General features: G+C 67.2%; 11 protein-coding genes. 8 read left to right on the top strand and 3 right to left on the bottom strand.

The annotated features are described in order from the left end of the window. The first annotated feature begins 39 nt into the window (after nt 1-39). On the top strand, nt 40-1,578 hold the full coding sequence (locus G4D86_RS52170; RefSeq protein WP_240360364.1) for a Cof-type HAD-IIB family hydrolase: 1,539 nt from the start codon (nt 40-42) through the stop codon (nt 1,576-1,578). A gap of 31 nt (nt 1,579-1,609) precedes the next feature. On the opposite strand, the gene ppk2 is transcribed toward G4D86_RS52170, so the two are convergent. Then, complete coding sequence (gene ppk2, locus G4D86_RS20105) at nt 1,610-2,410, bottom strand: polyphosphate kinase 2 (RefSeq protein WP_163995615.1); 801 nt, start codon at nt 2,408-2,410, stop codon at nt 1,610-1,612. Between the two features lie 242 nt (nt 2,411-2,652). On the opposite strand from ppk2, the gene G4D86_RS20100 reads away from it, so the two are divergent. The 6 genes from G4D86_RS20100 to G4D86_RS20075 all read left to right on the top strand — a co-directional run bounded on the left by G4D86_RS20100 (nt 2,653) and on the right by G4D86_RS20075 (nt 10,724). Next, on the top strand, nt 2,653-4,254 hold the full coding sequence (locus G4D86_RS20100) for an efflux transporter outer membrane subunit (RefSeq protein WP_163995614.1): 1,602 nt from the start codon (nt 2,653-2,655) through the stop codon (nt 4,252-4,254). A gap of 10 nt (nt 4,255-4,264) precedes the next feature. After that, on the top strand, nt 4,265-5,275 hold the full coding sequence (locus G4D86_RS20095) for an HlyD family secretion protein (RefSeq protein ID WP_163995613.1): 1,011 nt from the start codon (nt 4,265-4,267) through the stop codon (nt 5,273-5,275). A gap of 25 nt (nt 5,276-5,300) precedes the next feature. Further along, nucleotides 5,301-8,111: a ribosome-associated ATPase/putative transporter RbbA gene (gene rbbA / locus G4D86_RS20090; protein ID WP_163995612.1), complete on the top strand. Its 2,811-nt coding sequence runs from the start codon at nt 5,301-5,303 to the stop codon at nt 8,109-8,111. 2 nt (nt 8,112-8,113) lie between these two features. After that, a complete protein-coding gene (locus tag G4D86_RS20085; protein ID WP_163995611.1) occupies nt 8,114-9,238 on the top strand; it encodes an ABC transporter permease in 1,125 nt (374 codons plus the stop codon). A 126-nt stretch (nt 9,239-9,364) separates the two neighbouring features. Beyond that, on the top strand, nt 9,365-10,114 hold the full coding sequence (locus tag G4D86_RS20080; RefSeq protein WP_163995610.1) for a hypothetical protein: 750 nt from the start codon (nt 9,365-9,367) through the stop codon (nt 10,112-10,114). Between the two features lie 163 nt (nt 10,115-10,277). After that, nucleotides 10,278-10,724, top strand: a complete 447-nt coding sequence (locus G4D86_RS20075) for a hypothetical protein (protein WP_205519650.1) — start codon at nt 10,278-10,280, stop codon at nt 10,722-10,724. 37 nt (nt 10,725-10,761) lie between these two features. On the opposite strand, the gene G4D86_RS20070 is transcribed toward G4D86_RS20075, so the two are convergent. Then, nucleotides 10,762-11,616: a LysR family transcriptional regulator gene (locus tag G4D86_RS20070; RefSeq protein ID WP_163995609.1), complete on the bottom strand. Its 855-nt coding sequence runs from the start codon at nt 11,614-11,616 to the stop codon at nt 10,762-10,764. Between the two features lie 103 nt (nt 11,617-11,719). On the opposite strand from G4D86_RS20070, the gene G4D86_RS20065 reads away from it, so the two are divergent. After that, nucleotides 11,720-12,376, top strand: coding sequence for an RNA 2'-phosphotransferase (locus G4D86_RS20065; protein WP_163995608.1), 657 nt, complete (start codon nt 11,720-11,722; stop codon nt 12,374-12,376). A 24-nt stretch (nt 12,377-12,400) separates the two neighbouring features. Here G4D86_RS20065 and G4D86_RS20060 read toward each other — a convergent pair whose 3' ends face one another. Beyond that, on the bottom strand, nt 12,401-14,209 hold the full coding sequence (locus G4D86_RS20060) for a 3'-5' exonuclease (RefSeq protein WP_205519649.1): 1,809 nt from the start codon (nt 14,207-14,209) through the stop codon (nt 12,401-12,403). Nucleotides 14,210-14,839: the final 630 nt, after the last annotated feature.

Below are 14,839 nucleotides of genomic sequence, written 5' to 3'. Positions count from 1 at the left end.
GCGGTGGCAGCAGCGAACGGGCGGGTGCTGGAGACAGCCATGACCATCAAGTTGCTCATCGCGGACGTCGACGGGACCATGGTGACGCGGGACAAGGTCCTCACCGCACGGACCTGCGAGGCAGTCGACCGGCTGCGTGCCAGCGGCGTCATGTTCACCATCACGAGCGGGCGGCCGCCGCGCGGGATGGCAGGGCTGGTGGCAGCGCTGAAGCTCACCGCCCCCCTGGCCGCTTTCAACGGCGGCGTGTACGTCAAACCCGACCTCACGACGGTGCTGGAGCAGCGGACGATTCCTCCCGACATTGCCAGGCAGGCCGTCGACTACATGCTCCAGGCGGGCCTGGACGTCTGGGTATACCAGGGGGCCGACTGGTTCCTCCGTGACCCCGAGGCGTTCCGCGCGCCGCGCGAGCGGAACAACGTCGGGTTCGACCCGGTCGTCATCGCGGACCTGCACCGCGTGCTCGACGCCCCCATCAAGCTCGTCGGCGTGAGCGAGGACACGGCGCTGGTCGCGCGCTGCGAGGCCGAGCTCTCCATGCGACTGGGCACCGAAGCGTCGGCGGCACGTTCGACGCCCTACTATCTCGACGTCACCCACCCCGAAGCGAACAAGGGAATGGTCGTGCGTGAAGCCTCGCGCCTGCTCCGGCTTCCGCTCGAGCAGATCGCCGCCATCGGGGACATGTCCAACGACCTGCCCATGCTGACCACCGCCGGCCTGGGCATCGCCATGGGCAACGCCAGTCCCGAAGTCCAACGGTTCGCGCGCCACGTCACGCGCTCCAACGACGAGGACGGGTTCGCCTACGCGGTCGACTCCTTCATCCTGGGCCAGCCGCCCCTCGTACGGACGCGGCTGGGGCTTCCGCCCCGCACGCGCGCCTGCCTCTTCGGCCTCGATGGCGTCCTCACCCAGACCTCCAGCTTCCACGCCCGGGCCTGGAAGCAGTTGTGCGACTACTACCTGCGGCAGCGTGCGAGAGCCTCGGGGCAGCCCTTCATTCCCTTCGACCTGGTGCGCGACTACAGCCGCTACTTCGACGGCAAGCCGCCCCTGGAGGACCTCCGCGCGTTCCTCGACTCCCGCGACATCATGCTGCCGGAGAGCACGCTTCGCGCGCTGAACGACCGCAAGGCGGCGGTCCTGGCGGAGCTGCTCCGGCAGGAGCGGGCGGAGACGTATGAGGGAGCGATCCGCTACGTCCAGGCGGCGCGCGCGGCCGGCCTTCGGACCGCGGTCGTCTCCCCGAGCAGGCACTGCGGCGAGATGCTCCGGTCGGCCGGCATCGCGGACCTCTTCGACGCACGGCTCGACGCCACGCCGCCCCCCGAGCTCTACCTCGCGGCCGCCCGGGCCCTCGACGTCGGCTCCGAGGAAGCGGTCGTCTTCGAGGACACGCCCGCCGGCGTCGCGGCCGCACGGGCGGCCCACTTCGCCTATGTCATCGGCGTCGACCGGCCAGGCCGGCCCGCCGAGCTGCACCGCCACGGCGCGGACATCGTGGTGACCGACCCGGCCGCCCTCCTCGAGCAGGAAGCCACCCCGCACCTCGCGCTGGAGGAAGCGCACTGAGGACGCACCGCGTCCCGTCGCGGGCGGACGCTCAGAACCTGTCGGGGACGAAGTTCTTCCCCTCGAGCGGGGCGGCGTCGTCGTAGGCGCCACGCATGGAACGACGGGGCAGCTTCACCTTGGGACGCTTCACCCGCTTGTGGGGAATCTTGTCCAGCAGGAAGTGGATGCAGTTGAGCCGCGCCTTCTTCTTGTCGTCGGAACGCAGGATGTACCAAGGCGCATGCGGCGTGTCCGTCGCGGCCAGCATCTGGTCCCGCGCCTGGGAGTAGTCGTACCAGCGCGTCCAGGACTTGATGTCCATCGGGCTCAGCTTCCACTGCCGGAGGGGGTCGCCAATCCGCGCTTCGAACCGCCGCTGCTGCTCCTCCTTGCCGACCTCGAGCCAGATCTTCAGCAGGAGGATTCCGCTATCGACCATGTACTTCTCGAAGACGGGACAGCCTACGAGGAAGCGCTCATGCTCTTCGGGAGTACAGAAGCCCATCACCGGTTCGACCCCGGCCCGGTTGTACCAACTGCGGTCGAAAATCACGATTTCGCCCGCCGCGGGAAAATGCGGCACGTACCGCTGCAGGTACATCTGGGACTTCTCCCGGCTCGAAGGCGCCGGGAGGGCCACCACTCGAAACACCCGGGGACTCACCCGCTCGGTGATGGCGCGAATCGTGCCACCCTTTCCCGCGGCGTCCCGACCTTCGAAGACCACGACGACGCGCATTCCCTCCTGCTTGACCCAATCCTGGAGCAGGCAGAGCCGGGCCTGGAGCTTGCGAAGCTCCTTTTCATAGGTCTTGCGCGTCAGGGGCTCTGCGGGAGTGACGTGTGCCATGACCTGATGGTGATGCGGTCCCACGATGCGCGCAATCCGTGCCTCCGAGGACGAGCCAGACCGTCGGGAAAGCCAGACGCGAGACGCAAACGCCGTCCGAACGAAGACACCCATGTCGCCCCCCGGTCGGTGTCAGTCCTGGGGAACGGACATCCAATACTGCCCCGCGGGGCAGTCGGGCAACTCGTACTTCCGCGTGCTCCCCGAAGTGCAGATCATCCCCACCTACCGAGGTGTCGCGAATGCGGGGGATGGACAGCACCAGGCAGGGGAGGCATCCAGGGCTTGCACCCTTCGTCGGCGCATTGCCGTTGCTCGGCGTGCTCTCGACGCTCTCCGGGTGCATGGTAGGTCCCAACTTCACGAAGCCCGAGGCCGCGGTTCCCCAGGAGTGGCGCACCCATGGCGACCCGCGACTCTCGAAGCAGGGCGAGGTCGACACCCAATGGTGGAAGTCATTCGGCGATCCGACGCTCGACCGCCTCGTCGAGCTCTCCTACCGGCAGAACCTGCCGCTGCAGATAGCAGGTCTGAGAATCGTGGAGGCACGCGCCCAGTTGGGCATCCTCACCGGCCAGCAGTATCCGCAGGTCCAGGTGGCCACCGCCAGCGCGACCGCGGTGGGACTCAGTGAGAACTCAGCCAACGTGGCCGATCTCGGCGTGCTCGACCGCGACTATCTGGATTACCAACTGGGTTTCGACGCGGTCTGGGAATTGGATTTCTGGGGCAAGTACCGGCGAGGAGTGGAGGCGGGAACCGCCGGCCTGCTCGGGACCGTGGCGGACTACCAGTCCGCGCTCGTATCGCTCAATGCGGAGGTGGCGCGCACCTACGTCGTGGTCAGGACGTTCGAGGTGCTCATCGCGCAGGCCCAGGAGAACGTCAGGATTCAGGAGGAAGGCTTCCGGATCGCCGACTCACGCTTCCGCAACGGTGCCACCTCCGAGCTCGACGTGACGCAGGCGTCGACCCTGCTGGAGAGCACCCGGGCCACCATCCCCCAACTGGAGAGCGGGCTGGAGATGGCTCGCAACGCCCTGAGCACGCTCCTGGGCCAGCCCGTGGGAGACGTGGAGGCCCTGCTGGCGGGCCCCAAGCAGATTCCGATGGCGCCCGCGGCGGTGGCCGTCGGCATGCCGGCCGAGATACTGCGGCGGCGCCCGGACGTCCGCAGCGCCGAGCTGTATGCCGCCGCGCAGTGTGCCCGCATCGGCATCGCCGAGGCGGAGCTCTACCCGAGCTTCTCCCTCTTCGGGACCATCGGGCTCGAGGCGAGCACCGCCGGCGCCTCCTCCGGCAATCTCTTCTCCATCGGCAGCCTGGTCTATTCCTTCGGCCCTCGGATTGTCTGGCCCTTCCTGAGCTACGGCCGCCTGAAGAATGGGGTGCGTGTCGAAGACGCGCGGTTCCAGCAATTGCTCGTCAACTACCGCAACACGGTGCTCAAGGCCGCCCAGGAGGTGTCGGACGCCGTGGTGAGCTTCGTCAATGCCCAGAAGGCCATGGCGTTCGAGCAGGCCGCCGTGAAGTCCGCGCAGCGGTCGGTGGAGCTCGCCGTGGTGCAGTACCGCGAAGGCGCCGTGGATTTCCAGCGCGTGCTGGACGCGCAACGCTCGCTCCTGGAGCAGCAGAACAACCTGGCCCGGACGAGCTCGTCCATCGCGACGAGTCTGGTCGCCCTGTACAAGGCGCTGGGTGGGGGCTGGGAGGTGCGTCAGAACCAGCCTGTCGTGCCGGAGCCCATGCAACGCGAGATGGAGAAGCGGACCGACTGGGGCGACATGGTGTCCGAGCCGCGGTCGCAGGAAACCAAGCAGAGCTCGCCCTCGGGAAAGGAATAGAGGATCTGTCATGCCCAAGAGCCCGAAAGGGAAGATCAAGTGGGTCATTGGGTTGATCGCCGTCGCGGTCGCCGTGTTCATTGGCTTCCGGTACTGGAAGGGGAAGCAATCCGCGCTGCCGGAGGGAATCATCTCGGGCAACGGACGCATCGAGGCGAAGCTGGTGGATGTCGCCGCCAAGGAACCCCTGCGGGTGAAACAAATCCTTGTCAACGAAGGCGACCTCGTCAAACCAGACCAGGTGCTGGTGCAACTGGACACCGTCACGCTGGAGGCCAACCTGGCGGAGGCCAACGCGAGCGTCGCGGCCGCGCAGGAGCGTCTGGCGGGGGCCGAGGCGTCCATCGTCAAGCAGAAGAGTGAAATCGACCTCGCCAACATCGAGGTCGAGCGCGCCAAGAAGCTGGTTGCGCAGGGCGCCGGCTCGCAGCGGGACCTGGACATTCGAACGAGCCAGCTCGCGACCACCCAGGCCACCCTGGCGGAAGCGGAAGCGATGCTGAAGACCTCCAAGGGGCAGGTTGAAGTCGCACGAGCCAATGCGGCGACGATTCAAACGCGCATCGCCGACGCGACGCTCAAGTCTCCCGTGACGGGAAGAGTTCTCTATCGCCTCGCCGAGCCCGGCGAGGTGCTCTCGCCCGGCGGGCCGGCGCTGACACTCGTGAACCTTGAAGACGTCTACATGGAGATATTCCTTCCAGCCAGCGAGGCCGCCAGACTGAAGATCGGCTCCGAAGCGCGCCTCACCGTCGACTTCGAACCTGAACGCTCCATCCCCGGGTATGTCTCCTTCGTGTCCCCGGAAGCGCAGTTCACTCCCAAGCAGGTGGAGACGAAGAGCGAGCGGGAGAAGCTGATGTTCCGGGTGAAGCTCCAGGTCCCCAAGGAGCTGGCCAGCCGCTACGTCGAGCGCATCAAGACAGGCATCCGCGGCGTCGGCTACGTCAAGGTGGACCCCTCCGCCGCCTGGCCTGTCCGATTGCAGAACGTCATCTCGGCTGAAGCCGGACCTCCGTAGCCCGGCGCCCCGGGAGGGCTCAGCCATGGTCTCATCCGCGTCTCCAGCATCGCCGGGCGGCTCCGCCAGCAAGCCCGTGGTCTCCATCCAGAAGGTGACCCACCGCTACGGCAGCGTCGTCGCGCTCGACGGCTTCTCGCTCGACATTCCCACCGGTATCATGGTGGGCATCGTGGGGCCTGATGGCGTCGGCAAGTCGACGCTGATGGCCCTGGTCGCCGGCTCCAAGAAGATGCAGGAGGGACGGGTGACCGTCCTGGACGGGGACATCGCCGACGCCCGGCACCGGCGCGCGGTGGGCCCGCGCGTCGCATACATGCCTCAGGGGCTGGGCAAGAATCTCTACCTGGAGCTCAGCGTCTACGACAACGTCGACTTCATGGCCCAGCTCTTCGGGCTGTCACCCGAGGAGCGCAAGGTCCGCGTCCCGGAGCTGCTCGCGGCCACGGGGCTCGGCAAGTTCGCGGAGCGCCCCGCCGGCAAGCTCTCGGGCGGAATGAAGCAGAAGGTGGGGTTGTGCGGCGCGCTGGTGCATGACCCGGACCTGCTCATCCTCGACGAGCCCACCACCGGCGTCGACCCGCTCTCCCGGCGGCAGTTCTGGACGCTCATCGACGACATTCGCGCGGGGCGCCCGGGAATGAGCGTCATCATCTCCACGGCCTACATGGACGAAGCGCAGCAGTGGGACTGGATTGTCGCCATGGACGCGGGGCGCGTGCTGGCGACGGGGTCTCCCGCGGAGCTGATGGAGCGCACGGGGACGAAGGACCTGGAGCGGTGCTTCATCGCGCTGCTCCCCGAGGAGAAGCGCAGCGGCCACAAGGAAATCACCATCCCGCCCCGTCCCCCGGGCAAGGGGGAGCTGGCCATCGAGGCCCACGGACTGACCGCCCGCTTCGGGACCTTCACCGCCGTCGACCACGTCACCTTGTCGATTGAGCGCGGGGAGATCTTCGGCTTCCTGGGCTCCAACGGCTGCGGCAAGTCCACGACCATGAAGATGCTAACCGGCCTGCTGCCCCCCTCGGAAGGGTCGGCGAAGCTCTTCGGCAGCTCCGTCGAGGCCGGAAGCATGGAGGTGCGCAAGAACCTGGGGTACATGACGCAGGCGTTCTCGCTCTACGGCGAGCTGACCGTCCAACAGAACCTGGTCCTGCATGCCCGGCTCTACCACCTGCCGCCAGACCAGGCGAAGGCGCGCATCGAGGAGCTGGTCGAGCGCTTCGGACTGGGTGCGCATCTGGATGCGCTGGCCGAGTCGCTGCCGATGGGTCTGCGCCAGCGGCTCTCGCTGGCCGTCGCCGTGCTGCACGGGCCGCAGATCCTCATCCTCGACGAGCCCACGTCGGGAGTCGACCCGGTCGCCCGGGACAGCTTCTGGGAGCTGCTGATCGACCTGTCGCGCAATCAGGGCGTCACCATCTTCGTGACGACGCACTTCATGAACGAGGGGATGCGCTGCGACCGCATCTCCCTCATGAATGCGGGAAGGGTGCTGGCGGCGGATGCGCCCCAGAAGCTGATCGAGGCACGGAACGCCGACAGCCTGGAGACCGCCTTCATCGCCTACATGGAAGACGCCATTGCCGAGGCGGCTCGCGCCGAAGGCAAGAAGGACACCCCTCCCGCCCCGGCGCCCGCGGTCGAAGCGCCCGTCGTTCCCCCCCCATCCAAGGCCGAGCGACCGGAGCGGGCCGGCCTCCGGCTGGGGGTCGGCCGGATGCTCGCGTACGCCCACAATGAGACCATCCAGATCCTCCGCGACAAGGTCCGGCTGGCGTTTGCCTTCGCTGGCTCGGCGATGCTGATGCTCGTCTTCGGCTTCGGAATCACGACCGACGTCGAAAACATCCGCTATGCCTCGCTGGACCTCGACCAGTCGCCCGAGAGTCGCGCGTATCTCGAGCAGTTCGGCGCGGCCAGACGTTATTTCGCCCTGACTCCGCCGGCCCAATCCGCGGACGAGGCGCTTCGCCGGCTCCAGTCAGACGATGTCTCGGTGGTGCTGGAGATTCCGCCCCGCTTCGGTCTGGATTTCCGCCGGGGCGCCGGACCCGAGGTACTGGCGCAGGTGGATGGCGCCATGACCTTCCGTGGCGACACCGTCGCGCAATATGTCCAGGGGGTCCACAACCGGTTGCTGCAGGACCCCGCGAGCGGCTTCCAGTCGGCGAGTGCCCAGAAGTACACGGCCAATATCGAAGAGCGCTACCTGTACAATCCGACGTTCGAGAGCGTCTATTCCATCGTGCCGAGCGTCCCGGCGCTGCTGCTGCTGCTGATACCCGCGATTCTCATGACGGTCAGCATCGTGCGCGAGAAGGAGCTGGGGTCGATCATCAACTTCTATGTCACGCCCACGGGGAGGCTGGAGTACCTGCTCGGAAAGCAATTGCCGTACGTCGCCATCGGCATGATCAACTTCTTCATCCTGGCCGCCCTGACACTGATTGTCTTCCGTGTTCCCATCAAGGGCAGCTTCCTGACGTTGATTCTCTGCACGCTGTTCTACGTCATGGCGACGACGGGCCTCGGGATGGTGACCTCGACCTTTACCGGCAGCCAGGTCGCGGCCGTCTTCGTCACGGCCATCCTGACCATCACGCCGACCATCCAGTTCTCCGGCTTGTTGCAGCCTGTCTCCACGCTGCAGGGGGGCGCCGGTGTCATCGGCTCCATCTGGCCGGCCACCTATTACATGCACGCCAGTCTGGGCGCGTTCACGAAGGGACTGGGGGCAGACCTCATCATGCGAGATGTCGCCTTCCTGGCCGTGTGCGTCCCCCTCCTCCTGGCGGTCAGTGTCGCTGGCCTGAAGAAGCAGGAGAAATAGGGGTGAACTCGCTGCTGAACATTCTGTGGCTCGGGCTCAAGGAGCTTCGCAGCCTGCTGAGCGACGTGGTGATGGTCGTGTTCGTCATCTATGCGTTCACCCTGGCAATCTATGTTCAGGCCACGGGGACCTCGAGCGAGGTGAACAACGCCTCGATTGCCTTCGTCGACGAGGACGGGTCCGCGTTGTCCAAGGAATTGCTCAACGCCTTCTATCCGCCCCGTTTCAAGCTGCCTGAGATCATCTCCCCCGATGCGGTCCAGGCGGACATGGACAGAGGTCGGTTCATGTTCGTCGTCGTGATTCCGCCCCGCTTCGAGCACGACCTTCGCGCGGGGCGCAACCCGGACATCCAGGTGAACATCGACGCGACCGCCATGCAGCAGGCGGGCATCGGCTCCGGCTACATCAAGAACATCGTCCACGACCGGATTGCGTCCTTTCTCAAGCGCACGGAGGAGACGGGGCCGAAGCCCGTCAACGTGGTCATTCGCAAGCTCTTCAACCCCAACGGGGTGTCGTCCTGGTTCAAGAGCGTGGTGGCCATCATCAATCAGATAACCCTGCTCACAGTCGTCCTGACGGGCGCCGCGGTCATCCGCGAGCGCGAACACGGAACGCTGGAGCACCTGCTCGTGATGCCGCTGACCTCGTTCGAAATCGCGATGGCGAAGGTCTGGGCCAACAGCCTCGTGATTCTCGTCGCGACCGGGGCTTCGCTCCTCCTGGTCGTGGACATGGTGCTGGAGGTGCCGTTCGCCGGCTCGGTGGTGCTGTGGTTCGTCGGCGTCGTGCTCTACCTGTTCTTCGCCACGGCGCTCGGCATCTTCCTGGGGACGATTTCACGTTCGATGGCCCAGTTCGCGCTGCTGATCATCCTCGTGATCCTCGTGCTGATGCTGCTTTCGGGCGGGAGCACGCCCGTCGAGAGCCAGCCGAAGTGGCTGCAGTACGTCACGTACCTCCTGCCTTCCCGGCACTTCGTCAGCTTCTCGCAGATCATCATCTACCGCGGCGGGGGGCTGTGGGCCGTCTGGCGCCAGTTCCTGATGGTGAGCGCGGTGGGCGTGGGATTCTTCGTCTACAGCCTGGCGCTCTTCCGGAAGTCCATCGCGGCGAGCAAGTAGGGCTCGCTCGGAGCCCGGGTGCCTCCGGGCTGATGACTGGGTCCGGACCGTCACATCCGTCAGCGCCACCCTCCCTCCTGAGTGACAGTCACCGCGCTCACAGCGGTGCTCAGGGGGGAATCCAAGATGGCTGGCGACGCCAGAATCACCAATACGAGTTTGAAGTTCGCGGGTCTCAGCTACTTCCGTGCGAATGCGCCGAGCGTGGTGATTGGCTCGTTCGGCGACAAGAAGACGCCGCTGACGAAGCAGAACTACATCGAAGTGCTCGGCCGCATCCCGGTGGCCCGGCTGAAGGTGCACCGGGCCACCACGGCGAGGATTGACTTCACCGGCACCAGCTCGGTCGATCTCGCCGTGGATGTGTCGGTGCCGGTCTCGGGCACGGACACTGGAATGGGCACGGACACTGGAATGGGCACAGGCATGGGTACGGGGACGGGTGCGGACACAGGCACGGTCACGCTCTCGCCATCCGTGGCCTACGAGCAACTGCGCCGCGACCAGCTCTGCCTCGTGAAGCTGGACATCTACCCAAGCGACATCATCAAGGCGGCCAACGACTCGCCAGCCGTGCTCGCCCACCTCAAGGAGTGCGGCGACAGCGGTCGTCTGGTGCACCAGATCTTCATGATCCTGAAGGCGAAGACGGCCAAGGTCTTCAGCTCCAGCGCTTCGCTGGCGCTGTCGGCGACCAACGGCGAGGTGATGGTCACCGCGCAAGGCACCGAGGGCTCCACGGGTGACCTGACGCTCAGGCTCTCGCCCGGTACGACCTTCGCCTACCTCTTGCTCAAGCTGAAGTGGGACGCCAACCAGAAGAAGAACTGGAAGCGCATCCAAGGCTCGGAAGATGACCAGCAGAGCCTGGACTGACGTCACTGCGAAAAAGGCATGTCGAATTCGCGAGCCCCGCTCCGACCTTGGTGTGAAAGGCGGCTCGAGGCCCAGCGTGGGCCTGTTCCGCCTCCCGACCCCAAGGAGGAAGAACATGTGGAGCGATGAAGGTCTTCGAGGTGGAGCCCTCTCCGGAAGCGCAGTGGCTGTCACGGCGAACGCGGGCGCGGTGGGGTGCGCGGCGCGGCCTTCCCGTCGCGTGCTGCGTGGCGTGGGCGCGGTGTTCGCGGGCCTGCTGGTGAATGCCGTGCTCTCCTCGGCCACGGACGAGGTCCTGCGCGCCGCGGGAGTCTTCCCTCCCATGGAGCAGACCATGTCGGACGCGCTCTTCGCGCTGGCGACGGCGTATCGCACCGTGTTCGGTATCGCCGGCTGCTACGTCGCGGCACGGCTGGCGCCCCACAGACCGATGCTGCATGCCCTGTGGCTCGGTGGCGTGGGCCTGGCCCTGTGCCTCGTGGGCGTCGCGGTGGCATGGAGCCAGGGCCCCGGGTTCGGGCCGCTCTGGTATCCGCTGCTCCTCTGCGTCACCGTGCTGCCCTGCGCCTGGGTGGGCGGAAGGCTCGTCGAGCACTCCCGCGTCAGGTGAAGCTCCTGTCGCTGGGAGGGTGGTTCAAGACGAGGCGTCAGCCGAGCAGGGTCCGCACCACCTCTTCGGCGAGCCGCGTGCCACGTCCACGCCGCATCAGCAGCCGGTAGGTCACCGGGGGCAGGCCGCGCACGGCAAGGCGTGCGAGGCCCGGGGTGGCCACCACGTCGTTGATGACGCCCACCCCCACGCCCAGGGCCGCGAGCCGGCAGACCGCCTCCCAGCCGGTCACCTCCGCGGCGACCTCGAGTGCCCGTCCACGGGCCGCGGCGGCGTCCTCCAGCGTGGCGCGCAGGGCGCGGCCGAGCGGAGGCACCAGGAGTCGGTGCTCGAGCAGTGCCCCCACCTCCACCTCTCGCCCCGCCCGCGCCAGCGGATGCTGCCGTGCGGCCACGGCCAGCAGCGCGGCGGTGACGAGCGGTTGCGAGCGCAGGCCCGGGGGACTGGAAGCGGGGCCGGCCACCACCGCCAGGTGCGCCGAGCCGCGCTCCACCGCGGCGACCGCGGCGGGGCCATCCACCACGAGGAAGGAGAGCACGCCGGCCCGCTCGCGCAGGAGCGGAGCGATGCGCTCGGCCACCACATGCACCAGCGCTCCCTCTCCACAGGCGAGCACCACCCGTTCCTCCGCGTGTCCCTGACGCAGCTCCACGCGCAGGGCGCGCTCACGCTCGAGCACGTCACGCGCCCAGGCGAGCACGCGCGCTCCATCCGGGGTGAGCTGGAGGCGCCGGCCCCGGCGTTCATAGAGGTCGGTCTCCAGTGCCCGCGCCACCCCTTGCAGCCGTGCATGCATCGCCGGCTGGGACAGCCCGATGGTGCGCCCCGCGAGCGTCAGGTTGCAGCCAGCCTCCGCGAACGCCACCAGGGCGCGAAGCCCATCCGTGTCCATGAGTGGAACTATCCGCCTTTTCGATAGCTGGAGAGAAGTCCCGATTCGTGCTCGGGGAAGGGGCCGGCTAGTGTTCCTGCATCAGAAGAAAGGAAGAACGCTCATGGCCAGCGCACACCGCCCGGAGAAGCAATTCCAGGCACTCGCCCAGAAGTCGAAGAAGCTGTCGTGGTTGTTGCGTCATGGTGCCCGGGAGACGGGCCTCGCCATGGACTCAGCGGGCTTTGCCCCCATCGTCGACGTGCTGCGGATGACGGGGCTCTCGCACAGGGCGTTCGACGAGGTGGTCGCGGAGAACAACAAGTCCCGCTTCGAGGTACGGGGCGAGCAGGTGCGCGCTGTGCAGGGTCACTCCCTGGAGGGCACCCCCGTGACGCTCGACGGGCTGGAGCGCAGCTGGGACGAGGTGTCCGGAGACGCGCTCCTCTATCACGGCACGTCCGTGGTCGCCGCGCGCGCCATCCTCTCCGGGGAGGGAGTGCATTCCGCGGCGCGCACCCACGTCCACCTGGCTGCCGCGGTGGACTCGAAGGTGGGCAAGCGGGCCGGCGTGGATGTGCTGCTGGTCATCTCCCCTGTGCGCCTGCGGGCCTCGGGGCTGCGCATCTTCCGTGCACCCAACGGGGTATTGCTCGCGCGCGCCATCCCCGCCGCCGTCATCGTGGACGTGCTCGCTTGCAATGGCCCGGGAGGCTCCGCGCTCGCGGAGCTGAAGGGACGGGTGGGGAAGGGGGCCGCCCCGTCCGCGGCCGGAGCATAGAGGCGATGAAGCGGCCGGGCGTGCTCAGGGACGCAGGAGGCCTGTCGTGGCCTCCGCCCCGGTGACGACGAGGCGCTCCATGGCCCGCGTCATGGCCACATAAAGCAACCGGGCTTCCTCCTTGGGGCTCTCCGCCCTGGCATGCGGACGTCCAAGGCCCGGAATGGCGACGACGGGGAACTCCAGTCCCTTGCTGGCGTGGAAGGTGAGCACCTTCACGGAGTCTTCCCCGGCATCGAGGGGCGACTGGCGCGTGTGCTTTCCCACCCATTGGAAGGGGACGCCCGCGTGCGCGAGGCGCTGGGTGGCGGCCTCGCCCACCTCGAAGCTCCGGTACAGCAGCGCCATGTCGCTCCAGCGAAAGCCCTCCGTTTGCAGTTGCCGGAGGTGTCCGGCCACGTAGTCGGCCTCCTCCCGGAGACTCGGAAGGGCCACCAGCCGGGGTGGAGGGCCGTGCCTCCCGGCGGTTTGAGGGAGGACGAGGGGAACGCCGTCCTCGTCCGCCTCCTCCGGCTTGAGGACGTCCTTGGCGAACGCCGCGGCGAAGCGAAGAATCTCGGCCGTGTTGCGATAGTTGAGCCGCAGGATGGTGGTGCGCCCCTGGGCCTGGATGCCGACGCTCCGGAAGCTGAACCGCTCGCGGCGGTAGATGGACTGGGCGTCGTCGTACAGCATCAGGAGGGAGTTGGTTTCCGGGCTCACCATCTGCGCCACCAGCTTCAACCACTCCGGCTTGAAGTCGTGTCCTTCGTCCACCAGCACCGCGCCATACTGTCCCCGCGGGATGAGTCCCTGGTCGGTGGCACGGATGACCCGCTGGGCGAGCTGTTCGGCGTAGTCACCGGGCGCGAGCCCGTCGGGAGGCAGGCCCGCCTGGAAGTGCACCAACTGGTCCCGGCACCAGGCATGGAAGTTCCGGACCCTCACCTGGTGCGCGAGCCCACGCGCGGCCATCGTCTGCTCGAGCCACGCGGCCAGGGGGCGATTGAAGCAGAGCACGAGCACCGGACGCCGCAGCACCCTGGCCAGCTGGAGGCAGCGGAAGCCCAGAATCATCGTCTTGCCCGAGCCCGCGACACCGTGAATCACCCGGTGCCCCTCGCCCAGGCTGCGCGCGAGCTGCTCCTGTTGCAGGTCCATGATGTGGAGGAGGTCCGGCAGGGCCGCCTCGGCATCCGGCTCCGCGAAGAAGTCCAGCTGAGTGCCTCCCAGCCGCAGCTCGGGGAAGATGTGCCATCGGATGCGGTCGATTTGAGGCAGGGTGAGCGGCCGCTCCCGCTGCCAGGGAAACATGCTCCAGAGCCGCTGCTGGAAGGCCTCGGGAGCAATGTCCTCCGTCATCTCGTCCTTGCAGAGGACCCGGTGGGAGGGAAGGACCTCGCCCAGCTCCCCTTCGTCGAACTGGCGACGGGTGATGTTGGAGAGGACGACGCCGTAGCTCCAGGGAAGGCTCAGCTTGCCCTGGAAGCCGCCGCCCACGTCCGTGAGCGCCGGGTCCCGCTCCAGCAGGGTCTTGATGTGCTGCGCGTGGACGCGCGCCTGCTCGAAGGGGTTGGTCACCCGCTTGGGCCCGCTGCTGGTCAGGAGCGTGGTACCGGCCTTGTCGATGGACTGGATGGCCTCCCGTCGCCAGTCCTTCACTTCGAGGACGAGGATGCCCCGCCGCGGGTGGAGCACGATGAAGTCGGGGTGATGGCCCGTCGCCCCGACCGGCACGTCGTACCAGAGGAGGTAGTCGTCCTCGAGCTTCTCCTCGAGGCGGCGCGCAAGGCGCTTCTCCCCCGCCTGCATGCGGCCAAGGCACTGGTTGAGGGCTGGAATCAACGTGGCCATGGCCTCAGTCCTCTCCTCTGCGCGGACGTGTGTGGGAAGGATACCCGAAGCCGGGCTCTCTTCGCGGAGCCGTCCTCCGCTCGCGACAGGCGCTCCAGTCCCTGCCTGTCGTTGGCGTGAAGGTGCGTGCTGGCGTGCAGGGAGAAGCCCTCCTGCAAGGCGCATCCGGGCTGCTGTCGGGGAGGAGGCCGCACTTCCACCTCGGGCCAGCGCGGACAGCGGTTCTTCTCAGCCCCGCTACACCCGCCCGCCGCCCTCAAGAGGGCCCCCCGCCGCCCATACTTGTGGCGAAGGTGGGCTGACGGTCGGACTTTCGGCGGCGGCTTCGATTCCCGCCGCCACCATCTCGAGAAGCCCAGCAATCTCAACAGGTTGCTGGGTTTTTCTTTGTCCTTGTTTTCATCATGTGCCCCTGTGTCCCTCTGGCGTCTCTAGCCCAGCGCGGCACGCGGCTCGGGGATGCGACGAGCCAACTCCAGCACCGCACCCTCCCGTGCCTCGTGGTCATTTCGATGGCCGCGTACCCCATCAACTCCTGAAATGGTAACATCCCAACCAATTCGGCTACCCACCCATTGAAGAAGAGGGGCGCATGAAGATGAAAGGCGCGGACGTCTACAACGTTCTAGC

It is taken from the genome of Pyxidicoccus caerfyrddinensis (genome assembly GCF_010894405.1).
Classification (GTDB): domain Bacteria; phylum Myxococcota; class Myxococcia; order Myxococcales; family Myxococcaceae; genus Myxococcus; species Myxococcus caerfyrddinensis.
This window is presented reverse-complemented; position numbering and strand designations above follow the sequence as displayed.

Excerpts from the sequence above, each read along its gene's own strand:
- G4D86_RS52170 (WP_240360364.1), top strand. The coding sequence starts at position 40 with ATGACCATCAAGTTGCTCATCGCGGACGTCGACGGGACCATGGTGACG.
- ppk2 (WP_163995615.1), bottom strand. The coding sequence starts at position 2,410 with ATGGCACACGTCACTCCCGCAGAGCCCCTGACGCGCAAGACCTATGAA.
- G4D86_RS20100 (WP_163995614.1), top strand. The coding sequence starts at position 2,653 with ATGCGGGGGATGGACAGCACCAGGCAGGGGAGGCATCCAGGGCTTGCA.
- G4D86_RS20095 (WP_163995613.1), top strand. The coding sequence starts at position 4,265 with ATGCCCAAGAGCCCGAAAGGGAAGATCAAGTGGGTCATTGGGTTGATC.
- rbbA (WP_163995612.1), top strand. The coding sequence starts at position 5,301 with ATGGTCTCATCCGCGTCTCCAGCATCGCCGGGCGGCTCCGCCAGCAAG.
- G4D86_RS20080 (WP_163995610.1), top strand. The coding sequence starts at position 9,365 with ATGGCTGGCGACGCCAGAATCACCAATACGAGTTTGAAGTTCGCGGGT.
- G4D86_RS20070 (WP_163995609.1), bottom strand. The coding sequence starts at position 11,616 with ATGGACACGGATGGGCTTCGCGCCCTGGTGGCGTTCGCGGAGGCTGGC.
- G4D86_RS20065 (WP_163995608.1), top strand. The coding sequence starts at position 11,720 with ATGGCCAGCGCACACCGCCCGGAGAAGCAATTCCAGGCACTCGCCCAG.
- G4D86_RS20060 (WP_205519649.1), bottom strand. The coding sequence starts at position 14,209 with ATGGCCACGTTGATTCCAGCCCTCAACCAGTGCCTTGGCCGCATGCAG.